This is a genomic window from Parachryseolinea silvisoli, from assembly GCF_021190955.1.
GTDB lineage: Bacteria > Bacteroidota > Bacteroidia > Cytophagales > Cyclobacteriaceae > Ohtaekwangia > Ohtaekwangia silvisoli.
On record NZ_JAIOAO010000003.1, the window covers coordinates 1,421,814 to 1,446,991 of the forward strand.

Below are 25,178 nucleotides of genomic sequence, written 5' to 3' on the forward strand. Positions count from 1 at the left end.
TTTTATTTTTTTGCAAAGATCTCGTTCAGTTTATTGTCCAGCGCAGCGCCACGCAAGTTTTTGGCGATGATCTTGCCCTCGGGATCGAGTAACAGCGAGAATGGTATACCCGTGATATTATAGGTCTTCGCTGCTTCGGACTGCCAGTACTTCAGGTCAGACACGTGTGTCCACGCCAGGCCGTCCTGTTTGATCGCCTGTACCCAATCTTTCTTATTGCGATCCAGCGACACGCCAAATACGGTGAAGCCTTTGTCCTTATATTTTTGGAAGGCACGTACGACGTTGGGGTTTTCCTGGCGGCAAGGGCCGCACCATTTTGCCCAAAAGTCGACAAGTACATATTTACCTTTGAGGGAGGACAATTTCACCACGTTACCCGTTGTATCGGGCAGTGAAATTTCCGGCGCTACCTGACCGATCGACAACACCTTCATGCGGTCTACCATGCTGGCAAATTCTTTTGCCACGGCATACTGCGGCCACTCTTTCTTCAGCTTTTCGGCTACTGCAACATAGGTCGACATATACTGATCTTTGTCCAGCACGTTGCTTTGCAGCAAATTGATGGTGCCCAGTGACGCCGGTTGACTGCGAAGGTACTCGGCCAGCTTTTCGTGTGTCTTGGCAATCTCTTGCTGATAGGTAGTCTGTATCTGCGCGATCTTCGCGTCATCTTTCGCCTGCACGGCTGCTGTGAAATCTTCGTTCAGTTTTGCAATCGTCGGCGAGCGCTCAGCTTCCGCCATGATGCTCTGGGCCTGACGAATGATATCGATCTCGGGCGAGCCCTTGATCTCCACAAAACCGCGCGCGTCGTTGCCGTCTACGTTAATTTGTATGTTGCTCTTAAAAAGTATAAAATCTACCTGTTGACGGTCGAAAAATGTCAATTTATAGTAACCAGGAGCGGACAGTTTGACGGTTTTAGAGTATGTATAGTTGCTCTTCAACTGAATTGTGTCTTGCCATCCTGGCGCACCGGAGGCATTTAACTCCTGGATGGTGATCTTTCCACCGGCCTGGGGGTAGCCCACCTTGCCACTGACGACAACGGTCCAACCTTCGACAACGGCTTCGTCGGCTGCCGACTCTTCTTTGCTTGTTGATGAACAGGAGAAGCCCAGCACCAGCATCATAAAGCCGAGCGTATTGAGCCGGCTCCAGAAGCTTCGTAACGGGTTGCCTGATGTGAGGTATCGATGTGCTACGTTCATATTTCTTCCAGTTTCTTAGTTAACAATTGGGTCGCAACTTTCGGGTCGGCTTTGCCTTTGCTTCGCTTCATGACTTCTCCCATAAACATGGAGATGATCCCCTTCTTGCCGTTTTTATATTCTTCCACTTTCAGCGGAAACTCTTTAATCACCTGTTCGACAATAGGCAGGATCGAGTCCTGATTACTGTCCTGAATGACGTTTAGCTGTTGGGCAACTTCAAGTGCTGTTTTTCCCGGATTCTTTAACAATTCGGGGAACACGCGTTGCGAAGCTGTCGCAAAGTTGATCTTCCCTTCGTCTATTAACGTAATTATCTCGGCAATGATCTTGGGAGACAACGGAAACTCGTCGGCGGACAGCGTAAGCTCGTTGAGATAAGATTTTACCGGGCCCATTACCCAGTTGGATGCTGCTTTGTAGTTTTTGGACAGCTTGCATACCTCCTCAAAATACAACGCAACTTCTTTCGTGTCGGTCAATACATGCGCATCGTAGCTCGACAGGCCGTAGGTCGTTACGTATTTTTGATATAGCTCGCGGGGAAGCGCCGGCATGGACGCCTGAATCTCCTCAAGCCAGCGATCGGATATCTGCATCGGGCTCAAGTCAGGGTCTGGAAAGTACCGGTAGTCATTCAGTTCTTCCTTCGTACGCATGCCATAGGTCTTACCATCGCCCGCATCGAACGTACGGGTCTCTGATATAATTGTCTCCCCCCGTTCAATCATGTCGATCTGACGATCGAATTCGTGCTCGATGGCGCGTTGTACGTTACGGATGGAGTTCATGTTTTTTACCTCCACCTTTTTTCCATACACATCTGAGCCTTTCAACATCACGGAGATGTTAGCATCGCAGCGCAGTGAGCCTTCTTCCATGTTACCGTCGCAAATGTCGAGGTAACGCACCAGCTTCCGCACTTCTGTGAGGAAGGCATAGGCTTCGTCGGAGGTACGCATGTCGGGCTCGCTTACGATCTCAATCAGTGGTACACCGGCGCGGTTAAAGTCCACCAGGGTGTCTGTCTCCGCGGCCAGGTGCATGGACTTGCCAGCATCTTCTTCGATGTGAATGCGGTTCAGACGGACCACCTTGTCACCTTCGTCCTTGATCGTGATGGTAACATTTCCTCCCTTACAAATCGGCGTCCGGTCTTGTGTGATCTGGTAACCTTTCGGAAGGTCGGGATAAAAGTAATTTTTACGGTCAAAGATGTTAAACCGGGTGATGCTCGAGTGACAGGCCAGGCCCATCTTTATAGCATATTCAGCTACGCGTTTGTTCAGCCTCGGCAATGTGCCGGGGTGCGCGAGCGTGATCACGCCCACGTTGGTATTGGGCATACTCCCGTATTCGGTCGAATCGGTGTTGTATATTTTACTCTTGGTTAACAGCTGGGCGTGTACTTCCAGGCCAATGACCAGGGTGTATTTTTCGCGGTTGGACTTATTCATGTCTTAAACTCTGTAGTATTAAGTGTATTGGCACTTACTGGATCAATTTACGTGCTTTTTCCAGCACAGCACTCAACCCATCGAGGTTCTTTCCACCAGCGGTAGCAAAAAAGGGCTGTCCGCCGCCACCGCCGCCGATTTCCCTGGCGAGCTCCTTCACCATGTTGCCGGCATGATAACGGTTGGTTTCGGCGAGCTTATCGCCCAACATGACGGCCACCTGGGGTTTGCCTTCGACGTCGGCGGCCAGTATTAACAATAAGTCGTCAAACTGGTTGCGCAAGCCATAGGCTATGTTTTTCAGGGCGTCGGCACTGGAAACAGTGACTTTCTCGAGAATGAGGTGGTAGCCGTTAACCTTCTGAGCACGCGACGCCAGTTGATCTTTTAACTGATTGGCTTGCTCCTGCTGAAAAGCTTCGAGCTTTTTCTCCAAGGCATGTTTTTCCTCCAACAGTCCCTGGGTCGACGCCAAGAGGTCTTTTGGATTTTTGAACAGATCGCGGACCTGGTCAAGCAGTCCGAGCGATTCGCTTACGTAGCGCTCGGCTTCATCGGCTGTGATCGCTTCGATGCGTCGTACGCCAGCGGCCACGGAGCTTTCGGATACGATCTTGAACAAGCCGATCTGGCCTGTAGCCCGCACATGCGTACCGCCGCAAAGCTCGACGGAAAACTTCGGATCGAAGGTGATGACGCGTACATGGTCGCCATATTTCTCGCCGAACAATGCCATCGCACCAAGTTTCTTAGCGTCCTCGATGGGTACGTTGCGTCTCTCATCCAGTGCAATGTTCTCGCGAATCTTTTGATTCACAATATGCTCTACCTTCTGAATCTCCCCGGCTGTCATCGCCGAGAAGTGTGAGAAGTCAAAGCGCAGCATGCGATCGTTTACCAACGAGCCTTTCTGCTCTACGTGTTTGCCGAGCACCTGGCGTAGCGCCGCGTGCAGCAAGTGTGTAGCCGAGTGGTTGTCCATGCTCAACTGGCGCTTCTGTTTGTCTATCTGCGCATGGAAAGATGCCTGTAGGTTTTCCGGCAACACCTCGGTGAAATGCACGATGAGCTCGTTTTCCTTACGGGTATCCTGTATATATATCTTTTCGTTGACACTTTCGATGTAGCCGGTATCCCCTACCTGTCCACCGCTTTCCGCATAGAACGGTGTGCGATCAAATACCAGTTGGAATAGCTCTTTATTCTTTTGTTTGATCTTGCGGTAGCGCAAGATGCGTATGTCCGCTTCCAGGTGGTCATAACCTATAAATTCGGGCTTTACCTCTGCACCGACGGTAATCCAGTCTCCCGTCTCTTTTGCCGCATCGGCTTTGGAGCGCGACTTTTGCTTTTCCATCTCGGCTTTGAAGCTGTCTTCATCTACCGATAGACCCCGCTCACGGGCAATGAGTGACGTCAAATCGATTGGAAAGCCGAATGTATCGTACAATTCAAATGCTAACGTGCCGGAGATCACCTGGCCTTTCAATTCAGCCTGAATTATATCGAGGCGTTTCAAACCTTTTTCCAACGTACGCAGGAACGAGGTCTCTTCTTCGAAGATCACTTTGCCAACATACTCTTTTTGCGATTCCAGCTCCGGGAATACCTCTTTCAACTGGTTGCCTAATACGGGCACCAATTTATAAATGAACGGTTCCTTAAAATTCAGGAATGTAAAGCCATAACGCACGGCGCGGCGCAAGATGCGTCGAATAACATATCCCGCTCCTGTATTGGAAGGCAGCTGACCGTCAGCAATGGCAAAGGCCACTGCCCGCACGTGGTCAGCAATAACCCGCATGGCAATGTCGGTCTTCTCATTATTTTTGTACGCTACACCTGCGGCCTGGCCGATGAAGCTCAGCAGTGGCGTAAACACATCGGTGTCGTAATTTGACGTCTTTTTCTGAATGGCCATGCACAAGCGTTCGAAGCCCATGCCGGTGTCGACGTGTTGCGCCGGGAGTTTCTCCAACGACTTGTCAGCCTTTCGGTTGAACTCCATAAACACGTTGTTCCAGATCTCAATGACCTGGGGGTGGCTTTGATTAACAAGCTCTTTACCAGGCAGTCTCTTTACCTCTTCTTCCGAACGCAGGTCGACGTGAATTTCTGAGCAAGGACCGCATGGACCGGTTTCACCCATTTCCCAGAAGTTATCCTTTTTATTCCCGCGTAAGATGCGGTCTTCGGCTATGTGTTCTTTCCAGAAGTCGTAGGCATCCTGGTCAAAGGGAAGGTTTTCTTTTGCATCGCCTTCGAATACAGTCACATAGAGGCGATCTTTGGGGAGTTTGTACTCTTCTGTAAGCAACTCCCAAGCCCAGGCAATGGCATCTTTCTTAAAATAGTCACCAAATGACCAATTGCCCAGCATCTCGAACATGGTATGGTGATAGGTGTCAATGCCTACCTCTTCCAGGTCGTTGTGTTTACCGCTGACACGCAGACACTTCTGGGTATCGGCCACGCGGCGATTTTTCGGCTGGGCGTTGCCCAGGAAGTAGTCCTTAAACTGGACCATGCCTGAATTTGTAAACAAAAGTGTGGGATCGTTCTTCAGTACCAGGGGTGCTGAAGGCACGATTGTGTGGCCTTTTTTCTCAAAAAACTCCAGAAACTTACGTCTGATCGAACCCGAATCCATTACCTGATGCGTTGTTTAAGCTTGCTACTATGCGTTTTTTACTATATTAGCCCGTTGATCCGACAAAATTCGGAACGGAAAATCACAAAATTAACCGCAGATGACAGAGATTAAGCAGGTATCGGAGAATTTTTTCTGGCTTTCGACGACTTGCTGACAAGGACCTCTCCTCGAATCACATGAAGCATCCGAAGTACATCTATAACCCGAAGACCTGTCAGTACGAGCGCGCACGCGTGACGTGGCAAGGTGCTCTGGGGGCTGTATTCAGTATCTTGTCGTTGTCAGCCTTGCTCCTGACGGCGATCGTATTTTTACACAACCGCTTTGTCGAGACCGACTATGAACACGCGCTACGCGCTGAGAATAAGATCTTAAGAGAGAATAAACCTCTGTTAGAAGAGAACCTGGAGGCTATTGAAACAACACTTGCCACCCTGCGCACGCAGGAGAAGGATCTGTATACCAAGCTTTTTAATACTGCCCCTCCGGAAACCAGCACGGCGTTGCCGTCGGTGCACAAGGAAGATGTGCTGGTAGCCGATGCTTCCGGATTTCGTTCATTGCTGAAAGTGATCAGCGATCGTTCCGTTGAATTGTCGGCCAAGTCGGCCGGGACCAATCGTGCCTTTGGTGAAAGCATCCACGTAGAACCTAACGACGTTGCGTTGCTTACATCGCTGCCTTCCATCCAGCCATTGGATGAAACTAATCCGGACGTGCTGGTCTCTGGCTTTGGCAAGCGCGTTAATCCATTTCACAAGGGCCTCTACCTGCACCCCGGTGTAGACTTAGTGGCTCCGCGCGGCACAGCAGTACGCGCCACAGCGGGCGGGCACGTCAGCGGCATTAACAAGAGCGAATTGCGGGCAGGTTATGGTAACTCGATCGTGATCGATCACGGTAACGGCTTGTCCACCCGCTACGCCCACTTAGAAGAAATTCACGTAAAGACCGGACAGCAGGTTTCAAAAGGTACCGCTATCGGTACCGTTGGTGACAGCGGTGGCTCCATCGCCCCACACCTGCATTATGAAGTGATACGCGATGGCGAGCACGTCGACCCGGTCTTATATTTTATCGAGAATATGACGACCAAGCAACATAACCAACTGCTTGAACGCAGCAAGAAACAAAACCAGTCGCTCGATTAATGGCACGCATTCAATATCAATATAACGCAGAGACGTGCCGGTACGAGCCTTGGCGGCTGAAGGGCAAAGCCCGTTGGAAACGGTACGCCACCTATTTCTGCGCATCGCTGACAGTGGCGCTGGCTGCTTACTACGGCTACGTACTCCATGTGGGGTCGATCGATGAAATCATTCTTCAAGAAAGAAACCACACACTGAAGGTACAATGGCAGGTACTCGAAAACCGTACGCGCAAAGCCACGGCCGAGCTACAACAGCTGATTGAAAAAGACGATCATAACTACCGTGTGATCCTCGACGCCGAACCGCTTCAACCCAGCGAGCGTCAGGCCGGTGTTGGTGGTAGCATCAAAATAGACACGGAGGCCCTGGGCGATTTCCCGGTAGTACTTAACAGTTATACTTCCGTCCAAAACCTCCGGCACCAACTGGATGTCGAAGTACAGTCGTACGACAAACTGAAGGCGATGGTGAACGAAAAGCTCGAAGCCTGGTCTTCACGCCCCGCCATTCAGCCCATCAGCAACAAACAACTCGACCAACTGCACCTGACCTACGGCTCGCGGTTCCACCCGATCTTTCACAAATACATGGATCACAAAGGCCTCGATTTCTCGGCGCCTTCCGGCACGCCGATATACGCTACGGGCGACGGTAAGGTGACAATGGCCTATACATCAAGCTCATACGGAAACGTCGTGTATATCAACCATCACTACAGTTTTGAAACACGGTATGCACATATGTCAGCTTTTGCTGTTAAGGAAGGCGACGTGGTAAAACGTGGGCAGGTGATTGGATATGTGGGCAGCACCGGAAACTCCGTAGCGGCACACTTACACTATGAAGTGTTATTCAAGGGGGAACACGTAAATCCGATCAATTTCTTTCAACGCGACCTGAGCAACAAGGAGTACCAAAAATTGATCGAGATCGGCAGCCGCCAAGACCGTCCGCTCGACTGATGTTTTTCAGGGTCAAAACTTGCGTGCAAGGCTTTGACTCGTTACCAATTCTCTGTTTCTTTGCGCTCACATAAATCGTTGATGATGCGCATCTTATTACTGGTCAGCTTATTTAATTTCTCCACCCTTTGTCTGGCCCAGGTAACGCCCGATTCCACCGTGCGCCCCGCGGCCTCCGGCGACACCGTGGCATTTGTCCGGAAAGATACCCTCACCATTGTGGGCGTGGGTGATATCATGATGGGTACCTCCTATCCGGAGGATAAACTCCCTTCTGCCGACGGCGGTTTTCTGATGAAGGAGGTTGAACCGATTCTGCGCGATGCCGACGTTACGTTTGGCAACCTGGAGGGCACGTTGCTTGATTCCGGGGGCACTCCCAAGACCTGTAAAGATCCGAAAGTGTGCTATGTCTTTCGCACGCCAACGCGTTATGTTAAAAACCTGGTCAGCGCGGGCTTTGACATCATGAGCCTGGCGAACAACCACGCTGGAGACTTTGGGGAGGCGGGCCGCAGTAGCAGCATGAAGACCCTGACGGCCGCGGGCATTCTCCATGCCGGCCAGATGAACCAGAAGACTACCATTTTTACAAAGGACAGTGTGCGCTATGGTCTGGTGGCTTTCGCTCCCAACAGCAATTGCGTGCCGCTGAACGACCTGGAAGGTGCCAGGGCTCTGGTAAAGCATCTCGACTCTCTCGTGGATATCGTTATAGTGTCGTTTCACGGTGGCGCGGAAGGCGCGCAGTATCAAAATGTACCCCGCACACATGAATTATTTCATGGCGAGGACCGCGGCGATGTTTACAAGTTTTCGCATACGCTGATCGATGCCGGAGCCGACATCATCTTCGGACACGGTCCACATGTTACGCGCGCTGTCGAGGTCTATAAAGACCGTTTCATCGCCTATAGCATGGGTAACTTTTGTACCTACCGCGGCATTAGTGTGACGGGCGTCAACGGAATGGCCCCTATTGTAAAGGTCTATACAGACCGAACCGGTAAATTTCTCCAGGGACATATCACTTCGACATACCAAACCTATGGCACCGGTGTGCGCGTCGATCCGCAGCAACAAGTTCTAAAAAGAATCCAGGAATTGACTAAAAAAGATTTTCCGGAAACGAGAATACGAATTGACGAAGAAGGTTTAATTACTTACCTTGCTCAGTAACATGGCGTATAAAGAAAAGGAAATCGAAAAGCTATATTTCTCGATTGGGGAAGTAGCTGAAATGTTCACCGTTGCTCCGTCCCTCATCCGTTTTTGGGAGTCTGAATTCGACCTTATCAAGCCTAAAAAGAATCGGAAAGGCAATCGCCAGTTTACCAAGGAAGACATCGACAATGTACGGACCATTTACCACCTGGTAAAAGAGAAAGGTTTTACATTGCAGGGGGCCAAAGAGATGCTGCGTAACGATACGCAGGCTGTGCGCGACAAGATGGAAATGATCGAATCGCTGAAACGCGTGAGAAGCTTCCTGGTGGAAATGCGCGATAAGTTGCAGGGATAAAATATTCTTTGCGGGCCGTTTGAAAGACGGTGTTGGGCGAATATATTAGGGGATCTATTGTGTGTTATTCTTATGGATCAAAACAGGCTTTCCAGCATTGCACTTCATTTTATTCCGGGCATTGGCAGTCGCACGTTGCGGCAGCTGGTAACATACTGTGGCTCGGCTCAAGATGTTTTCCGCGCTTCGCGCACTACGCTTCTGCAGATACCGGGCGTCGGTCCGGTCACTGCTGACGCCATCCGTCAGGGGCCGCCGTGGAAGCATGCCGAAGAAGAACTAACGCGCGCCCGAAAGGCAGGCGTCTCTATGGTGCTTTATACCGACCCGCAGTACCCCTCGCGCTTGCGGGCTATCGAAGATGCTCCTTCGCTGCTATACCTACAAGGCAATCTCAACCTGGAACACAAAAAAATTGTTGCCGTTGTTGGCACCCGCAGATCCACCGAGTATGGTAAGGCCTGCCTAGAGTCATTTCTTGAAGGACTGGCGGCACACGATGCTCTGGTACTGAGCGGACTGGCCTATGGCATTGATATACAGGCGCACCGGTTGGCCCTTAAACACGGCCTGTCCACAGTAGGCGTGCTCGGAAGCGGTATCGACGTGATCTACCCCGCTACGCACAGTGACACTGCACGCAAGATGTTACAGCATGGCGGCCTGGTGACCGAGAATCCCTTTGGCACAAAACCCGATGCCCATAATTTCCCTGCTCGTAACCGAATCATTGCGGGCCTCTGCGATGCCCTTGTCGTTGTAGAAGCCGCCGATAAAGGAGGCGCGCTAATTACAGCAGACCTGGCCAATGGCTATTTCAAAGATGTATTTGCGTACCCAGGGAGCATCCACCAACAATACTCTAACGGCTGCAACCAACTTATCAAAGCCCATAAGGCCAATCTACTCACGTCCGTAAAAGACCTGGAGTATATCATGAACTGGGAGACGCCACGGCCTGTGGCCGCGGTGAATGCCGAGCCGGCATACAGCGACTACGAGCCGGAAGAACAAGCTGTGCTACGAACGTTGTGGGAAAGTGCTGCACCGCTGATGATCGATGCTTTGAGCGGACGATCAGGGCTTCCGCCTGGCCAACTGGCCAGCATTCTATTGACGCTGGAGCTAAAAGGAATAGTCGCCCCAATGCCCGGTAGCGCTTACCGCATCAATATGCTGGCTCACGGTAAATCGGCAGCGATGGCTGTGGCTTAATTAGTCCTTCTGATTACACTTTTCTTTGATTGCCTCGTAGGCTTTGAGGTCGCCGAGCTCGCCGGCTTTGCTCAGGTCGAGACAACCATTCTTTAGATCACCGAAATTGATACGCAGGATGCCGCGCATATAAAACGCGTCAACATTCTTGGGGTTGATCTCGATAATCTTCGAGCAATCGTTAATAGCATCTTCGTACGCTTCCAGGTATTGCTTGGCCTTGCCGCGATTAAAGTATGCCTCGATATAGTTTTCGTTGATGGTAATGGCGGAAGTATAGTCGGCAATGGCGCCGTAATAATCCTGTAACTTCATTTTGACATTACCGCGCGCAAAGAATGCGTCGGCAAACTTGGCATTCTTCTCGATGGCTGAATTATAGTCCTTCATAGCGCCATGGCGATCATCAAAGTTATCTTTGATGTTACCCCGCAGGTAGTACGCTGCTGCAAAGTTTTTGTCAAGCTCTATGGCTTTATTTATGTTCAGCAGCGCTTCCATGAACTCGTGTTTCTCGTACAGTTCGCGCCCCTTTTGCGTATATCCCTTAGCGTCCTTAGGATCTTGCGCAATCAACCCTCCTGAAATCAACACGAAACATATAAAAGGTACGACGGCCCTCATAATCATTATCTAATTTAAACAAAAATACAGGATTAATCCCCGTTGCAGGGTACGAAGTAATATTTTCAATGCTTTGGAAATATTTCATCCGCCAGTTTTAGCGACCTTTCAAACGCGTGACGGTCCAGGTCAAACACTACACCCTGGGTCTGCAAATACGAAAAAATTGTTTCGGTCGGAAGGTTACCCACCAGGTCATCGTTGGCCATTGGGCAACCACCATAACCGCGTATAGCACCGTCAAAGCGTTTACATCCTGCCTGGAACGCCGCAGCGATCTTTGTCATAGCAGTAGCCGGCGTGGCATGTAAGTGTACTCCAAACTCTATTGCCGGATATTTCTGCGCCAGTGATTGGAACAAGGTGCGCACGCTGGTCGCTTCTGCAACGCCCACTGTATCGGCCAGCGAGATGATCGAAATGCCACGGGCAATCAGCAGCTCGGCAAACTGTATCACCAGCGCGGTGTCGTAAGGATCACCGTAGGGGTTTCCGAAACCCATACTGATGTAGGTTACGAGTGTTTTATTGCTCTTTCTACAAATATCCTGGATCTCGTTCAAGGTATGGAGCGCTTCAGCAATCGTTTTGTTGGTATTCCGACGTTGGAAGGTTTCCGAAATAGAGAGCGGGAATCCCAAGTATGTGATCTGCTCAAAGCGCGCGGCGTCGGTCGCTCCGCGAGTATTGGCAACAATGGCCAATAATTTCGACCGCGTGTTGCTCAGATCCAGGCCGGCCAGTACCTCAGCCGTGTCGCGCATCTGCGGTATTGCCGCCGGTGAAACAAAGCTACCAAAGTCGATGGTATCAAACCCTACTGTGAGCAGCTGTTGCAGGTATTGTAACTTTAACGGTGTCGGAATAAAATCCGGCAGCCCTTGCATGGCGTCGCGTGGACATTCAATGATTTTCATATGCCGATAACATGCTGTGATACAACGCAGTTTAAAAGTAAAGAAATTGGTAAGCAATGAACCATAGGAAAAAACTTTCAGTCGTCGTGGCCTAATGCAGTTGGTCACCGATTTAAATACTTTTGTACAATTCTCATGATATATAGCGGTCCAAAACCAAACATACTCCATGCCATTAGATCCCTTAAATGAAACATTGACCCCAAAACGGGCCGCTCATTTGCTGAGAAGAGCGACTTTTGGAGGCAGCAAGACTCAAATTGATGCCGTGGGCAACATGAACTCCAGTTCGGCGGTTGACATGTTGTTCGACACAGTTCTTCCCCAACCGGCACCGCCTATCGACCTCAAGACGGGTACGGAGTGGGTGTATTCTGGTTTTCAAGATGGTGTGAATAGCAACACCTTTGTGCTGGTCGATCAATTTCTGCAGTGGTTCCTGGGGCAAATGATGAGCCCCGGCATCACGGATATTAACACCGCCCTTGCCCATGCGGCGCGCGAACGGGTGGTGTATTTTTTACATACACACTTTACGACGATTGAGTCGAAGGTGAATAATGTTCGCTCACTCTATTTTCAGAATCAGCTGTACCGGCTGTTTGCCACCAATAATAGCGTACTGCCGAACGGCATTTCGCTGGACTTCAAAAGCCTGACAGTAAAAGTTAGTATCGACAACGCCATGATCCGTTTGCTGGACGGTGATACCAATGTAAAGGGAGGCGTAAACGGCGTGAATGAAAACTATGCGCGTGAGCTGTTCGAACTTTACAGCATCGGCCGTGGTCTGGAAGGCACTCCGCTACCGCCTGGTCTGGAACAAGGTGACTACGTGGTATACAAAGAGTCCGATATACGGCAGGCAGCATACACATTATCCGGCTGGGAAACTGCCATGCCGCTGGAAGGTGTGTTCGACCCGTTGGCTACCGAACAGACCACCTTCGGTTTTGATCCCGACACCTTATTGCCCCGGGGTAAAGTAAAAGGCAGCGCCGAGAATGCCTCTCAACACGATAATACCGTGAAGACCTTCTCAGACCGCCTGGGTGGCATGCAAGTGACTCCCGACGCCACCCTCATGCCCAGCGGTAACCCTACCGAGGAAAGTGCGATCGATGAAATCACGCAGTTAATCGATATCATTTATGCACAGCCCGAAACGGCACGCAATATCTGTCGTCGTATTTACCGCTTCTTTGTGTGGGCGGCGCATACCGATGCCGAAGCACAAGCCATCGAGACAGTCATTGACGACATGGTCGCCACCTTTAAGGCAAATAACTACAAACTGATACCCGTTATCAAACAACTGCTGCAGAGCAAACACTTTTACGAGGCCATCGATGCTGACCCTGTGGATGACGCTAATTTCGGCGCCATTATCAAGTCACCCATCGATCTGACGCTCGGTACATTAAAATTCTTTGACATCACGATTCCTGCGATGGAAACCGATCCCGCAGAATTTTATCGCCGGACGAGCCGTATCATCACGGTGATTGGTAAGGATCGTCAAGGCATGAGCTTCTTCGAACCTTTTGACGTGGCCGGCTACGAAGCGTATCATCAATATCCAATCTACCATCGTGCGTGGATCACGCCCAACACCTTAGGCCACCGTTACGATTTTGTCCGCGGCGTGATCAATGGCATTGACAACATGGAAGACGACGTCTTTAACCTGCTCGATGCACGGCAGTTTGTTCAAACGCACTTCAGTACTGTTGCTGCTGACGCCCCGCTGCTGATTCGCACCCTTGCTGAGTACCTGCTGCCTTTCAGCAAGAACCTGACGTTTGAAGACGCTGACGACGACGTCAACTCTTCACTCTCCTCCCAGCGCCTCAATTGGTTCCTGGCCAAAATGTTTGACGGCATATTAAGCGAAGCCGAATGGGCTGATTATTGGAATAATCGCCCCGACGAATACGCCGACATACGCCGTGCGTTGCAGAATTTGCTAAACGCCATGTTGCAAACACCCGAGTATCAACTTTCTTAATTCCGTCCGACCATGAATCAATCCAGAAGAAACTTTATAAAGAAATTACCGGTAGCTGCCAGCATTCCCTTTGCATTGTCAAACATACCTGTACGCGTACTCGGTGAAGAAAATACATTGACGCAAATGGCTGCTGCCGCCGGCGAGAACAGACGGCTTATCATCCTGCAGATGCATGGTGGTAACGATGGCCTCAATTGTGTTATTCCCGTAGAGAAATACGATCAGTACTATAGCATACGTCCCAACATCGCCATTCCGTCTAAAAACAATGCGCGGGGGTATATTCCTCTCGACAGCACATTGCCGTCCGATGCACAAGTCGGCTTGCATCCCGATATGCAGGCTATGAAGGCGTTGTATGATCAAGGCCGTATGGCACTTGTGCAAGGTGTCTCGTATAAAAACAACAATGGATCACACTTCCGCGGGCGAGATATCTGGTATATGGGGGGCTCGTATAATGACTACTTCCAATCGGGCTGGGTCGGCCGCTACCTGGAAGGTCTCTATGCGCCCCTAGGTATGGAATATCCGAAAGATTTCCCTAACCCTACGATGCCCGACCCGTTGGCCATCGAAATGGGCACGGACGTATCGCTCATTTTCCACCAGGATGGAAACATCCCGACGTCCATTGCCATCCCCACAGATCCGGAAGGATTTGGTGAATTTATCGACGGCCTTGAAGGTTTTGACGATATACCGGCTACTGTCGACCCGCGTGGCATTCCTCCAGAATACCTGAACGGCTCGCCGTACTATAAAGAATTAAAATGGATTCTGGGCCTGGAAGACAAGACCAAGTCATACGCCAAACGCCTTTCTCAGCAATACTTAAACGGCAAGAATTCCGACGCCGGCATTGTATACCCGCAAAAATATCCGTTCAACGCGCCGGAAGGTAGTCAGGACAATCCCCTGTCACGTCAATTAAAAGTCATTGCCAACCTGCTCTCCGGTGGTTGTCAAACAAAAATATTCCTGGTAAAAGTAGGTGGCTTTGATACACACGCCGACCAGGTAGAGACCTATAACCCGACCATGGGCTCGCATGCCGCGCTTATGTACCATATCTCTACGGCTATGAACGCGTTCCAGCAGGACTTACGCGCCCGCGGCTATGAGAATGAAGTATTAACAGTGACCACTTCCGAGTTCGGTCGGCAGGTCGCCTCCAATGCCAGCTACGGTACCGATCACGGCACAGGCGCGCCGTTGTTTATCTTTGGTCGTGGCGTGCAGGCCGGCGTTGTGGGGACGAACCCTGATCTGACTAAACGCACAGTCGAAATGCAATACGATTACCGCGAGGTATTCGGCAGTATTATGCGCGACTGGATGCTGGTAAGTGACGCCCAGCTAGAAGTCATCTTTCCGGGCCTGGTCACCAACGGCATTCACAAAGGTGTGGAAGGGCAACCTTTCCAAACGTTGCCGCTCGCACAACGCACCATCACCAGTTCGGAAGGTTTTATCAGCGATCGCTTCCGCCTCGAAGATTGCTACCCGAACCCGGCCAAGGACACCACCACCATTGTCTTCCATGTAAACAGTGCCTATAACGTTACCGTAGACCTGTATACGCAGAAGGGTGAAAAAGTGAAGAGCCTCGTAAACGGGTTATATCCAGTTGGAGAACATAAAATAGCTGTAGATTTAACAGGTTTACCGGCAGGCACTTATATTTATGAGTTGAAAAGTGGCTTCTTTAAAGAAGCGAAGAAACTTGTCATCACAAAGTAACCCTTGACCCCCGATTAACACCTACCGACCAACATGAAAAGACTTTACCTCGTGCTGCTATGCGGGTTACTGGCCATGAACCTGGCATATGCGCAGAGCAACAACAGCAGTAAGAAGCGAAAGAAGACAGCAGCAGCTTACAACAAACAGAGTAAGGAGATTGAAAAATTCCTGGAGAAGCAATGGTGGCTTGGACCCAAGGGAGGTATAAACCTCTCCCAGCCCCGTGTTGAAAAGGAATACTTCATTATGGCTCCGACGAACTATGACCCTTCGCTGATTGCGAAGAAGTATGACAAGTTCAAACAGGTAGGCAGCCAGGTGACGTTCGAAATATCGTTTTATTATCGGCGCTTTTCATTCAGCTTCCAACCTACTTACCAGCACACTGCATTTTCCTACAGCAATACGTATATCTGGCAAGGTGGCACAAACGCCGGGCAGCTTGTTCAGCTGGAGTATGAACAATTGCAGAAGGTCGATCACCTGCAGTTTCCGATCCTGATCAAATATGAGGTCGCTGGCAACCGCCTGCGTCCGTATCTGCAGGCCGGGTTCTATCAGGGTGTTCTGTTGAACGCCACCAAAGAGGTTACCATTTCCGGTAACGACAACGCCAGCGGTGGGCTAAGCCAATTTGAGAACGAACCCATCATTGTCGGTGCGAAAGATTTGTTTGCCAAAAACCATTGGGGATTGATTGGCGGCGCTGGTTTGTACTACAAGCTCGGCAACGTGCGGCTGAACCTCGACATGATGTACAAGTCAGGCATGAGCAACATTACGTCTGCCAAGAATCGCTATGACAACGACCGACTTTCTGGTGTTGGCGACTCGATGGACGACCTTTTGCTCGACAACATCACGGTGTCGCTGGGGTGTCTTTTCCCGCTGCGCTTCCTGGAAAACAGTTTTAAGTCTGCCGACCGCAAAAAATGATCTCCCGCATGCAACAGTCTACTATACGAACCTCTCTCCTACTTTTATTGATTGCCCCGCTGCTGACGATGTGCGGTGAGGAACCGGATCCCCGGACCGAAGCCGAAAAGTTTGTCAGCATCTACGACAACAACCAGCTCAATGCGATCTACTTTCCGATTGACGTCAAGCAAACGGCCGACGGTGGATACATTATATTGGCGGCTAAGGAAATTATCGCGCCGGATGCGAACTCCAACAATCCCAACTTCTACTATACGTACATTATACGGGCGGATAAAAACGGAAATTTCATTCGTGAGAATGAGTTGGAATCTAATTATGTAAGCCCGGTGGGTGATCTCGTGCAAGTCGACACCACTTTTTATTTCTTTTGCCGCGACGTCCAGACCTTCCAGGCAAAAATGATCACCATCAATCAGCAGGGTAACCTGGCGAATGCGTCCGACGTAGGCGTTACGTATCCAGCGGCAGCCTCCAGCTCAGAGAGCAGTATTATTATGATGGGCTATGACAATGTTGATCGGAAGACTGTCATCAAAACACTGTCTACTGCCGGGGCGCAACTACAAAGTGCCAGCTTTGACATTGGCCCGGGGGGCGACAAAGAAGTAGAAGCGGCGATTATAGACCACTTCACCAAAAAAGGAAGACGCCTGCCGTTCTTAGCAGGACGCATTCCAAATGGCCCCTACTACTTTAATGGCTTTTACAATTACAGTCTTTCGCTCTGCTTTACAAGTTTTGTACAGGATGCTCCTCCGTCTGGTGTAGTCCTGGGGCAGCAATATAAGGGTGGTGTGAGTGCGTTGGCTCCCCTGGGAAACAATCAAGTTGCGTTGGCGTCGTTTAATTTTGGCGACAATTTTTTCCTGCCCCGCCAAGAGCTCGTACCCAGCGTGCAAACCAATATCACAGAATTGAATCCCAACGGCTTTTCACTGCCCGAGCTGACACCCGAAGCACACGTGAAGATTCTGCGTACCACGATCAACGAAAAGGACGTTGTCATCTACGCCAGTACAACACAGTCACGACAAATAGGACTTTATTTCTACGACGCCAGCACGGGCGCATTCATGAGCAGCCGTTACCTGGGCTTCTCCAATCCGTATGAGGTTGCCAGCCTCACGCCTACTAAAGATGGCGGGCTTGCCGTGTGCGGCACTACCTATGTGGCTGGGCGCTTCTCCCGCATCTGCCTCTTCAAACTTTCCAAGGGAGAAATTTCCGAGAACGTAAAGTAGTACGTAGACTTGTGCCTGAAAACACTGCGATGACATCCTGCATCGTGGTCGGTTTCAGGCACAAGTTTTTTTACCGTCTACCCATCGGAACAAACCCCATACACGTGCAGCAAAACATCGACCTCTCCCCTTATAACACCTTCGGTATTCAGGCATCGGCAAAAGCATTTACGACGGTTCACTCCGTATCGGAAGTACAAGCCCTGATACAAAGCCCGGCTTTTATACAACAAAAAGTATTGTTGCTGGGCGGTGGCAGCAACCTGCTGTTGACGCAAGACTTCGATGGTCTGGTTGTCAAGATTGAGATCATGGGCAAGGAAATTGTCCGAGAGACAGACGATCAGGTCGTATTAAAGGTTGGCGCGGGCGAAAATTGGCATGCCCTGGTGCTGTACTGCGTCGAGCGCGGTTGGGGGGGCGTCGAAAATTTATCGCTCATACCGGGTACGGCCGGTGCTGCGCCGATGCAGAACATTGGCGCGTACGGTACGGAGATGAAAGATGTGATTGTTGAAGTGGAAGCTGTCGAGATCCGCACGGCCAACGTGCACACTTTCTCGAATGAAGCGTGCGCTTTCGGTTACCGCGACAGTATTTTTAAACAACAGGCCAAAGGGCTTTACATCATTACAGCGATCACATTAGCACTCACCAAGCGTGATCATGCGTTGAATATCAGCTATGGCGCTGTGCGCGAAACAATCACTGCCCTGGGTTATGCAGAGCCTTCCGTGAAAGCCATCAGCGATGCAGTGATTCACATTCGTCGAAGCAAACTGCCCGATCCGGCCGTGATTGGCAACGCCGGGAGCTTCTTTAAGAATCCGACCATACCTGCTGCGCACTATGCAGCGTTGCAACAGCACTATCCTTCTGCGCCGGGTTATCCCGCGGAAGAAGGCATGGTAAAAGTTCCGGCTGGTTGGTTGATTGAGCAATGCGGATGGAAAGGAAAACGCACCGGCAATATCGGCGTACATCAGCATCAAGCATTGGTGCTCGTCAATTATGGTGGAGGTAAAGGCAACGACCTCTGGCAACTTGCGCTGCAGATACAACACAGCGTGAAAGAGAAATTCAACATCGATATTCATCCCGAAGTGAACGTAGTGTAACCGACATCCGGTGATTTTTTTTTGTATTCACGTTTAAATCATCGCGAGAGTACTTGTAAAAAAAATCGCTCTTAAAAATAATTGCGTGAAAATTTTTGTGAATAAATTTTTTGTTATTACTTTTCGTATAGTTTAAACATAAAATTAAAAACGCTATGGCAAAATCAGCGAAAAAGGTAGCTAAGAAAGCAGTTAAAAAAACTGCTAAGAAAGCTGCTAAAAAGAAGAAGTAATTAGGCTTCAAACCTAAGAAACTTTGCGAAGGGAAGTAAATCGGATTTACTTCCCTTTTGTTTTTTATAACGTTCCTGTTGCTATGAAGTCATACTAAGGCGCCATTGCCACCATCGATGTACTACTGATTGTAGTAGTGATGCGGGTCCATACTTCAACTTATGCTTGAAGTACAAAAGTTTTCACTCGGTTGCAGAAATTTTATAAAATATCTACTTGTCTTCGCCCTGTAACCACCTTAACTTACCTGTCAACAACAACAATCCATACAATCATGGCAAAAGAAACTGCTAAACCGGTAAAGAAAACTGCTACTAAGCGGGCCACCTCCACCGCCAAAGTCAGTACAAGTGCATCTGACCAAATCGAGAAAGTTTGCGTCGAATCATTAAAAAAGCTCCAGGAGCTGGGCATTGAACAACAACTACAATCGGATATCGAGTGGTGTCTGGGAAGCTACCGGAATGATCTGAATCCTTCCGGCCTGTACGAGGTGGCAGCCCGCACACTTACTGTCTTTCAGGCGGAGAAGTCAAAAAAGACAAAAGGTGTGACGGCGAAGATGATTACCGACCTCGAAGGTGCGCTCAACACTTCGGCGTAAGTTAGCGTAGCCCACCAACCTAACCATTATTACCACTAACTCACTATTGCACGCAGCTTCTGCGCTGACTGCATCAGATCATTTGTGTAGCGTTTGACAGCTGCCCGGCGTATTTCTCCACCGCTACGCCAAACTTCACCAGAAAATCAACGCCTTCGTCGGTGGCTATTCCCTTGTGTTCGGCATACGACTTGTAGTAGATCACCCGGCGGATACCCATGGAAAAGATAATGCGTGCGCAAGCCAGGCATGGCGACAACGTGCAATACAACGTAGCTCCCTCCACCGAGGTCTTATTCTTGACGGCATACAAAATGGCATTCTGCTCCGCATGTATGGCCAGCGAACAGCCGCCTTTGGAATCGCGTGGGCATCCTACTTCGGGCCACTCCTCATCGCAGTTGTGTGTGCCCGGGGGCGGACCATTATAACCGATAGAAATAATGCGCGTGTCCTTGGTTAGCACTGCGCCTACATGGCGCTTGAGGCAGTGTGAGCGACGGGCCAGGTTTACAGCCAGCTCCATATAGATATCGTCAAAAGCAGGACGGGACATGGTGCAAAAGTAACGAAAAGTCATAAACTTCATGATGCGCATTGTTGCAGAAGACCACTCGTGGAGCTGCGTCAGACCAAAAAAGACTATCTTCGCCCTATGAGAAATGCGATCCTCACCCTCTGCCTGCTGATTCAGACAAGCGTCTTCGCGCAGGAAGCGATTGAGTCACGCCCCAGCCCCCTTGCGCTGGCGACCATACGCTATAAGGATACTTATGTCAAGATCACTTACTCACGGCCACAAAAGCGTGGCCGCGAGATCTTTGGCGGCATCGTACCGTATGGCAAGGTATGGCGCACCGGCGCGAATGAAGCGACCGAAATTACAGCGACGCGCGATGTCGTACTAAAAGGGACGCTTCTCAAAGCCGGCACCTATTCGATTTTTACGATTCCGGAAAAAGACAAGTGGACGATCATCATTAACCGCGACATTGGTCTGTGGGGCTCGTATAACTACAATCAGAAACAAGATGTCATGCGATTCGACGTGCCTGTGGCGCCGATAACCGATATGACCTACGAGCCACTCACATTAAAATTCAACCAGCGAAACGATGTGGCAGACCTTTTGATATTATGGGATAGGACAAGCGTTTCTATCCCGCTTAAGTTTATATTATAATTCTCATGACCAGACACCTACTCTCCTACCTCCTGCCCGTGTTGGCAATTGTGATGGGAAGCTTCGGCGCGGCGGCACAATCCATCGCCGAGCTTGAAAAAAGAAACGGATTCAAAGACATTCAACTTGGCGCACCGGCAGACTCAGTCAACGGAGTCAAAATGAAAAAGGAATTCAAAGAAAAAGACCAATACCCGGCCAAGCTCTACGAGGTCAGCCATCCCGACTATGAACGGATTGGCGAAGTAAAGGTCAAAGAGATCTTCCTGAAGTCATACCGCGACATGATCTACGAGATCAGCGTGACGACCGATAAAGATCCGCGGCTAATGAAGGCACTCGAATCTCTTTATGGAAAAGCCGAGTACGACATCAAGAATCAGATCTATTTTTGGAAAAGCGACAGCATCATCCTGAAGTTTCAGGCCACGGGCAAACATCACCTGGAGCTCACTTACCTTTCACCGCCACTCTTTGCCCGTATGAAAGACGACAAGAATAAGAAAGTCAACGACATCGCTAATGATTTTTAAATAACCAGATCAATCCATAATGAAAAAAACGATTTCATCACTCTGCTTATTATCCTTACTCGGCGCCTACAACGCCGTTCAGGCACAAGATCAACCCGACAAGAAAACACCCGAATCCAGCGAGCTGTGGGCGCCGGAGCCTCACATCATTACGCCCGGCGAAAAACCCGGTGATATGCCTTCTGATGCCACCGTGCTGTTTGATGGCAAGTCGCTTGACCAATGGGTGAGCATCGACGATACGCCGGCCAAATGGCCCATAAAAGAAGGCGCTGTAACGGTACTGCCCGGCGGCAAAGACATCCGCACCAAAAAAGAATTTGGGGACTTTCAACTGCACATCGAGTGGCGCTCACCCGCAACGGTAGATCCGAAGCAAACCGGCCAGGGTCGCGGTAACAGCGGTATCTTCCTGCAAGAACGCTATGAAGTACAGGTATTGGATAGTTATAATAACAAGACCTACGCCAATGGCCAGGCCGGCTCCATCTATAAGCAACACATCCCCCTGGTAAATGTCAGTCGAAAACCTGGCGAGTGGCAGGCGTATGACATTTTCTTTACCGCACCCCGCTTTAACAAAGAAGGGCGGGTGATTTCTCCCGCCTATGTAACGTTGATCCACAATGGTGTATTGACGCAAAACCATGTGGCTGTGTGGGGACCGACGGAGTACATCGGGTTGCCGGTATACAAACCTTATGAAAAAGGCCCCATCCGTTTGCAAGATCACGGCAATCCCGTGAGTTTCCGTAACATCTGGATCCGCGACCTTTAATCATTATCAACAAGCCGGGACAATCTCCCGGCTTTCTTTTTCCTGGCATAGATTTTTCCAATATATCGACATGAAAACATTATTCGTTCCCCTCATTATCGTATTTCTGATCTGCTGTAAGCCCACAGAAAAGACTGGCAGCGTTGCGCACCTGGAAAATACCTATTGGAAGCTGTCGGAAATGAATGGCATGCCCGTCATCACGCCGGCCGATGCAAAAGAAGTACACATTGTCCTGGCTTCGGCCGACGGCGAAAAGCAATTACGCGGCTTTGGCGGCTGCAATGGCCTTGGTGGCAGTTATACGCTAGCGGGCGATAAGATAAAATTCACGACCATCAGCACGAAGATGTTCTGCGAGTCACGTATGGACGTCGAGAACTTTTTGACGAAAGTGCTATCAGAAGCAGACCACTACAAAATCACAGGCGAAACCCTCGAACTTTTCGAAGGCAATACTTTCCTTGCCAAATTCGAGTCTGTTTATTTGCACTAATTGTGCGTAGCGATATTATCGCAGGCCAAGCTTCTGTCGAAGTGCATTGTCCAATGCCGCCTTCGGCACTACCAAACTAACGGTATTGATGGCGAAGTAGCTTTCGGACACGCGAATGTATCCGTTAAAGGGTCCGATCTTTCCCCAGGAGTTCTTCACTAAAAAGAATTTCTTACCACCTTTTGTTTTATCCAATCCTACCAGGTGCATGAGGTGATCGTCCTGCGTCGTCAGATTTTCATACAAGCTCTGACGGATCGTCTGATCGTAGGGCAGTTCGGTATCGTCGGCATTGATTGTCTGCGGCGCGCTGCAGTCTTTCCTGCGCATGGCATACCCGTCTTTCTGACGGAAACAGCTGTTGCTGACGTCAGCATCCCACATAATCGAATAGCCGCCTGCCAGCGCACGCTCGGTTAACGTGATCATTTCATTGACCGGCAGGTTGTAGTAAGAACCATTCAGGAAATTATCGGGAGCTTCCAGAATAAACGACGTATAGAATGGATGATGCGAGAACGAGGTGATATTAACATAGTCCGACGCAGAGAAATGCACTACCTCTGACGCGAACGTCATGGGTGTGTAGGATTTCTCCTGGTACATAAACGTCGTTGGTGCTTTCCCCAGGTGGTCGTCCAGGATTATTTCAAACCCACGCTGCCAGTCGGCAGGTACGGGGCGTATCTTAAGCAAGCTATCGAGGTACGTTTTCAGCCGGGTATCAAGCCTGCCATGGTCGTGTTGTTTTTGTCCGAGCACCAAGCCCGGATAAGCCGTTTCCGGTACAATGCCGTAGGTGGCCATAGCCCGGATCACATCGTGGCCCAGCCCCCCCGGGCCAAATTGCGCAGCTCCTTGCCGTAATATGTAGTTCCTGGCCTTCTCCAGGTATATATTCCGCACGGTAAACATTTCAGAAATATCGAACTCGCCATATCCTTGTTTCATCGTCTGCGACTCCACCAGGGACGTTGTCGAAAAGCTCCAGCACGTGCCGGTGTTGTCCTGACTCTTCACAGCGGTGGCGGGTATTTCGTACACACGGGAGAATCCAGCGGGAGGCGTCGATTGTCCTTGTGCGCATGCTTCGCTCACAATTCCCCAAACAATGCCACAGCAGACCGCGGCCACAGGCAGGTGTAATTTCTTCATGGTAGATCAGGTTGTAGGTGTATGCTTATCCTTTGTAGGAGATGCGATAGACTACGTTGGCTTTATCGTCTGACACCAACAGTGAGCCATCCGGCAGCACGAGTACGTCTACCGGCCTTCCCCATTCCTTTTGCGTAGCTTCATCGAGCCACCCGCTGGCAAACACTTCGTGGCGTTTCGCACTGCGTCCTGCCAGCTCGACCAGCGTGACGTTATAACCACTCTTTTTGCTGCGGTTCCACGAACCGTGCTCTGCAACAAACAGTTTGTTCTTATAGGACGCCGGGAAGAGCGCCCCGGTATAAAACTTCAAACCCAGCGGGGCCACATGCGGCCCAAGTTTGTCGGCCGGTGCTGTGAAGTCGCTGCAGGGGCGTTTACTTCCAAACTCAGGATCTGTGATCGAGCCAGCGTGGCAATATGGATACCCAAAGTGCATGCCTGCCTTCGGGGCGACGTTCAACTCGCACGCCGGTTTTTCGTCGCCCAGCATATCGCGGCCGTTGTCGGTAAACCACAGCTCTTTCGTCTCGGGGTGCCAGGTAAAACCTACCGTGTTGCGTACGCCGTGGGCGTAAACCTCCAGCCCGGAGCCATCGGCATTCAGTCGCGTAATAGAAGCGTAGATTTCTTTCTCAGGCTCACAGATGTTACACGGCGCGCCCACGGGCACGTAAAGTTTCCCATCCGGTCCAAAGGCGATGTATTTCCACCCATGGTGTGTCTCCGTGGGGTAGTCATCCTTGATCACCACCGGCTTCGGCGGGGCTTGCAGGGACGATTCGATTTTGGGGTATTTCAGAATACGGCTTACTTCGGCCACATACAAGTTGCCGTCGCGGAAGGCCACACCGTTAGGCATGTTCAGGCCCGAAGCAACCACCCATTTCTTGTCGGCTTTAAAATCGCCGTCTGAATCCTTTACGGCGTATACTTTGTCACCATTACGATTGCCCACGTACAAGACGCCCGAGGGGCTCAGTGCCAGTGAGCGTGCATTGTCCACTTCCGCAAACACGTCAATGGAAAAACCCGCCGGCATCTTGATCTTGTCGAGTGGCAACGTTTTGGCATATTTGGTCAGGGCGGGCTGACTGCCATCCGCCGGCGCAATCGGCTGCTGCGGGACGTTTGTGGTATCTTCTGCCAAAGCCGGTTGGTCGTTGTGCGAGCTGGTGTGGCTGCAGGCCACCAGTAAAAGGAGGGTAATGACCGGAAAAGATGTAAGCTTCATAAAAACTGCAATGGGTTGAGTGGCGCCTAATGCAAGATACGAAGTCCCCGTACATGCCCGGCAATAGTTTTAATACTGGAAAATACGTGTTTTTGAAATCAGAATTGCAAGGTCATTCCATACCTGGCGGAAATGCTACAAATAGTAAGTATTTTTGTATTTGAATTGAGTGCGTCGGAATC

23 protein-coding genes are annotated in these 25,178 nt (G+C 50.3%); 15 read left to right on the forward strand and 8 right to left on the reverse strand.

Annotated features, from left to right (window positions below; all coding sequences use genetic code 11):
* Positions 1-2 precede the first annotated feature (2 nt).
* From K7P01_RS22785 to alaS, 3 genes are read right to left on the reverse strand one after another with little or no spacing between them, the layout of a single operon-like run.
* Entirely contained in the window at positions 3-1,217 is a 1,215-nt protein-coding gene (locus K7P01_RS22785; protein WP_267296886.1) for a peroxiredoxin family protein, read from the reverse strand.
* A complete protein-coding gene (gene gatB / locus K7P01_RS22790) occupies positions 1,214-2,674 on the reverse strand; it encodes an Asp-tRNA(Asn)/Glu-tRNA(Gln) amidotransferase subunit GatB (RefSeq protein WP_267296887.1) in 1,461 nt (486 codons plus the stop codon). Before gatB ends, K7P01_RS22785 begins: the two co-directional genes overlap by 4 nt.
* Positions 2,675-2,708: 34 nt before the next feature.
* The gene (gene alaS, locus K7P01_RS22795) at positions 2,709-5,324 is read right to left on the reverse strand and encodes an alanine--tRNA ligase (RefSeq protein WP_267296888.1); all 2,616 of its coding nucleotides are present in this window, start codon (positions 5,322-5,324) and stop codon (positions 2,709-2,711) included.
* Positions 5,325-5,503: 179 nt separating this feature from the next.
* On the opposite strand from alaS, the gene K7P01_RS22800 reads away from it, so the two are divergent.
* The 5 genes from K7P01_RS22800 to dprA all read left to right on the forward strand — a co-directional run bounded on the left by K7P01_RS22800 (position 5,504) and on the right by dprA (position 10,180).
* Positions 5,504-6,478: a M23 family metallopeptidase gene (locus tag K7P01_RS22800; protein WP_267296889.1), complete on the forward strand. Its 975-nt coding sequence runs from the start codon at positions 5,504-5,506 to the stop codon at positions 6,476-6,478.
* The gene (locus K7P01_RS22805; RefSeq protein ID WP_267296890.1) at positions 6,478-7,443 is read left to right on the forward strand and encodes a M23 family metallopeptidase; all 966 of its coding nucleotides are present in this window, start codon (positions 6,478-6,480) and stop codon (positions 7,441-7,443) included. The genes K7P01_RS22800 and K7P01_RS22805 overlap by 1 nt, the downstream gene beginning before the upstream one ends.
* Before the next feature lie 84 nt (positions 7,444-7,527).
* On the forward strand, positions 7,528-8,622 hold the full coding sequence (locus K7P01_RS22810) for a CapA family protein (protein WP_267296891.1): 1,095 nt from the start codon (positions 7,528-7,530) through the stop codon (positions 8,620-8,622).
* 1 nt (position 8,623) lies between these two features.
* The gene (locus tag K7P01_RS22815) at positions 8,624-8,965 is read left to right on the forward strand and encodes a MerR family transcriptional regulator (protein ID WP_254084132.1); all 342 of its coding nucleotides are present in this window, start codon (positions 8,624-8,626) and stop codon (positions 8,963-8,965) included.
* A 72-nt stretch (positions 8,966-9,037) separates the two neighbouring features.
* Positions 9,038-10,180, forward strand: coding sequence for a DNA-processing protein DprA (dprA, locus tag K7P01_RS22820; protein ID WP_267296892.1), 1,143 nt, complete (start codon positions 9,038-9,040; stop codon positions 10,178-10,180).
* Here the strand turns inward: dprA and K7P01_RS22825 are convergent, their stop codons facing one another.
* Both K7P01_RS22825 and K7P01_RS22830 read right to left on the reverse strand, forming a co-directional pair.
* Positions 10,181-10,804 (reverse strand): tetratricopeptide repeat protein, encoded by a 624-nt coding sequence (locus tag K7P01_RS22825; protein ID WP_267296893.1) that lies wholly within the window; start codon positions 10,802-10,804, stop codon positions 10,181-10,183.
* Between the two features lie 65 nt (positions 10,805-10,869).
* Positions 10,870-11,721 (reverse strand): beta/alpha barrel domain-containing protein, encoded by an 852-nt coding sequence (locus tag K7P01_RS22830; protein ID WP_267296894.1) that lies wholly within the window; start codon positions 11,719-11,721, stop codon positions 10,870-10,872.
* A 220-nt stretch (positions 11,722-11,941) separates the two neighbouring features.
* On the opposite strand from K7P01_RS22830, the gene K7P01_RS22835 reads away from it, so the two are divergent.
* The 6 genes from K7P01_RS22835 to K7P01_RS22860 all read left to right on the forward strand — a co-directional run bounded on the left by K7P01_RS22835 (position 11,942) and on the right by K7P01_RS22860 (position 19,617).
* Positions 11,942-13,729, forward strand: coding sequence for a DUF1800 domain-containing protein (locus K7P01_RS22835; protein WP_267296895.1), 1,788 nt, complete (start codon positions 11,942-11,944; stop codon positions 13,727-13,729).
* 12 nt (positions 13,730-13,741) lie between these two features.
* Positions 13,742-15,475, forward strand: a complete 1,734-nt coding sequence (locus K7P01_RS22840) for a DUF1501 domain-containing protein (protein ID WP_267296896.1) — start codon at positions 13,742-13,744, stop codon at positions 15,473-15,475.
* Between the two features lie 33 nt (positions 15,476-15,508).
* On the forward strand, positions 15,509-16,414 hold the full coding sequence (locus K7P01_RS22845; protein WP_267296897.1) for a PorT family protein: 906 nt from the start codon (positions 15,509-15,511) through the stop codon (positions 16,412-16,414).
* 8 nt (positions 16,415-16,422) lie between these two features.
* Entirely contained in the window at positions 16,423-17,661 is a 1,239-nt protein-coding gene (locus tag K7P01_RS22850; RefSeq protein ID WP_267296898.1) for a hypothetical protein, read from the forward strand.
* Between the two features lie 104 nt (positions 17,662-17,765).
* Positions 17,766-18,779, forward strand: coding sequence for a UDP-N-acetylmuramate dehydrogenase (gene murB, locus K7P01_RS22855; RefSeq protein ID WP_317987629.1), 1,014 nt, complete (start codon positions 17,766-17,768; stop codon positions 18,777-18,779).
* Between the two features lie 508 nt (positions 18,780-19,287).
* The gene (locus tag K7P01_RS22860; protein ID WP_267296899.1) at positions 19,288-19,617 is read left to right on the forward strand and encodes a hypothetical protein; all 330 of its coding nucleotides are present in this window, start codon (positions 19,288-19,290) and stop codon (positions 19,615-19,617) included.
* A 73-nt stretch (positions 19,618-19,690) separates the two neighbouring features.
* Here the strand turns inward: K7P01_RS22860 and K7P01_RS22865 are convergent, their stop codons facing one another.
* The gene (locus K7P01_RS22865) at positions 19,691-20,173 is read right to left on the reverse strand and encodes a deoxycytidylate deaminase (protein ID WP_254084223.1); all 483 of its coding nucleotides are present in this window, start codon (positions 20,171-20,173) and stop codon (positions 19,691-19,693) included.
* A 99-nt stretch (positions 20,174-20,272) separates the two neighbouring features.
* Here K7P01_RS22865 and K7P01_RS22870 point away from each other — a divergent pair, with 99 nt between their 5' ends.
* The 4 genes from K7P01_RS22870 (at position 20,273) to K7P01_RS22885 (ending at position 22,607) form a co-directional block, all read left to right on the forward strand.
* Positions 20,273-20,800 (forward strand): DUF2911 domain-containing protein, encoded by a 528-nt coding sequence (locus K7P01_RS22870; RefSeq protein WP_267296900.1) that lies wholly within the window; start codon positions 20,273-20,275, stop codon positions 20,798-20,800.
* A 5-nt stretch (positions 20,801-20,805) separates the two neighbouring features.
* Positions 20,806-21,333 (forward strand): hypothetical protein, encoded by a 528-nt coding sequence (locus tag K7P01_RS22875; RefSeq protein WP_267296901.1) that lies wholly within the window; start codon positions 20,806-20,808, stop codon positions 21,331-21,333.
* A 19-nt stretch (positions 21,334-21,352) separates the two neighbouring features.
* Complete coding sequence (locus K7P01_RS22880) at positions 21,353-22,111, forward strand: 3-keto-disaccharide hydrolase (protein WP_267296902.1); 759 nt, start codon at positions 21,353-21,355, stop codon at positions 22,109-22,111.
* Positions 22,112-22,181: 70 nt separating this feature from the next.
* The gene (locus tag K7P01_RS22885; RefSeq protein ID WP_267296903.1) at positions 22,182-22,607 is read left to right on the forward strand and encodes an META domain-containing protein; all 426 of its coding nucleotides are present in this window, start codon (positions 22,182-22,184) and stop codon (positions 22,605-22,607) included.
* A 15-nt stretch (positions 22,608-22,622) separates the two neighbouring features.
* Here the strand turns inward: K7P01_RS22885 and K7P01_RS22890 are convergent, their stop codons facing one another.
* Both K7P01_RS22890 and K7P01_RS22895 read right to left on the reverse strand, forming a co-directional pair.
* Complete coding sequence (locus K7P01_RS22890) at positions 22,623-23,762, reverse strand: C1 family peptidase (RefSeq protein ID WP_267296904.1); 1,140 nt, start codon at positions 23,760-23,762, stop codon at positions 22,623-22,625.
* Between the two features lie 25 nt (positions 23,763-23,787).
* On the reverse strand, positions 23,788-24,996 hold the full coding sequence (locus K7P01_RS22895) for a PQQ-dependent sugar dehydrogenase (protein ID WP_267296905.1): 1,209 nt from the start codon (positions 24,994-24,996) through the stop codon (positions 23,788-23,790).
* Between the last annotated feature and the right edge of the window lie 182 nt (positions 24,997-25,178).

What these genes read in the sequence shown, in the direction of transcription:
- gatB (WP_267296887.1), bottom strand. Translation starts at nt 2,674, where the DNA reads ATGAATAAGTCCAACCGCGAAAAATACACCCTGGTCATTGGCCTGGAA.
- K7P01_RS22825 (WP_267296893.1), bottom strand. Translation starts at nt 10,804, where the DNA reads ATGAGGGCCGTCGTACCTTTTATATGTTTCGTGTTGATTTCAGGAGGG.
- K7P01_RS22810 (WP_267296891.1), top strand. Translation starts at nt 7,528, where the DNA reads ATGCGCATCTTATTACTGGTCAGCTTATTTAATTTCTCCACCCTTTGT.
- K7P01_RS22850 (WP_267296898.1), top strand. Translation starts at nt 16,423, where the DNA reads ATGCAACAGTCTACTATACGAACCTCTCTCCTACTTTTATTGATTGCC.
- dprA (WP_267296892.1), top strand. Translation starts at nt 9,038, where the DNA reads ATGGATCAAAACAGGCTTTCCAGCATTGCACTTCATTTTATTCCGGGC.
- K7P01_RS22800 (WP_267296889.1), top strand. Translation starts at nt 5,504, where the DNA reads ATGAAGCATCCGAAGTACATCTATAACCCGAAGACCTGTCAGTACGAG.
- K7P01_RS22890 (WP_267296904.1), bottom strand. Translation starts at nt 23,762, where the DNA reads ATGAAGAAATTACACCTGCCTGTGGCCGCGGTCTGCTGTGGCATTGTT.
- K7P01_RS22805 (WP_267296890.1), top strand. Translation starts at nt 6,478, where the DNA reads ATGGCACGCATTCAATATCAATATAACGCAGAGACGTGCCGGTACGAG.
- K7P01_RS22785 (WP_267296886.1), bottom strand. Translation starts at nt 1,217, where the DNA reads ATGAACGTAGCACATCGATACCTCACATCAGGCAACCCGTTACGAAGC.
- K7P01_RS22860 (WP_267296899.1), top strand. Translation starts at nt 19,288, where the DNA reads ATGGCAAAAGAAACTGCTAAACCGGTAAAGAAAACTGCTACTAAGCGG.
- K7P01_RS22885 (WP_267296903.1), top strand. Translation starts at nt 22,182, where the DNA reads ATGAAAACATTATTCGTTCCCCTCATTATCGTATTTCTGATCTGCTGT.
- alaS (WP_267296888.1), bottom strand. Translation starts at nt 5,324, where the DNA reads ATGGATTCGGGTTCGATCAGACGTAAGTTTCTGGAGTTTTTTGAGAAA.
- K7P01_RS22880 (WP_267296902.1), top strand. Translation starts at nt 21,353, where the DNA reads ATGAAAAAAACGATTTCATCACTCTGCTTATTATCCTTACTCGGCGCC.
- K7P01_RS22845 (WP_267296897.1), top strand. Translation starts at nt 15,509, where the DNA reads ATGAAAAGACTTTACCTCGTGCTGCTATGCGGGTTACTGGCCATGAAC.
- K7P01_RS22815 (WP_254084132.1), top strand. Translation starts at nt 8,624, where the DNA reads ATGGCGTATAAAGAAAAGGAAATCGAAAAGCTATATTTCTCGATTGGG.
- K7P01_RS22865 (WP_254084223.1), bottom strand. Translation starts at nt 20,173, where the DNA reads ATGTCCCGTCCTGCTTTTGACGATATCTATATGGAGCTGGCTGTAAAC.
- K7P01_RS22895 (WP_267296905.1), bottom strand. Translation starts at nt 24,996, where the DNA reads ATGAAGCTTACATCTTTTCCGGTCATTACCCTCCTTTTACTGGTGGCC.
- K7P01_RS22870 (WP_267296900.1), top strand. Translation starts at nt 20,273, where the DNA reads ATGAGAAATGCGATCCTCACCCTCTGCCTGCTGATTCAGACAAGCGTC.
- K7P01_RS22840 (WP_267296896.1), top strand. Translation starts at nt 13,742, where the DNA reads ATGAATCAATCCAGAAGAAACTTTATAAAGAAATTACCGGTAGCTGCC.
- K7P01_RS22830 (WP_267296894.1), bottom strand. Translation starts at nt 11,721, where the DNA reads ATGAAAATCATTGAATGTCCACGCGACGCCATGCAAGGGCTGCCGGAT.
- K7P01_RS22875 (WP_267296901.1), top strand. Translation starts at nt 20,806, where the DNA reads ATGACCAGACACCTACTCTCCTACCTCCTGCCCGTGTTGGCAATTGTG.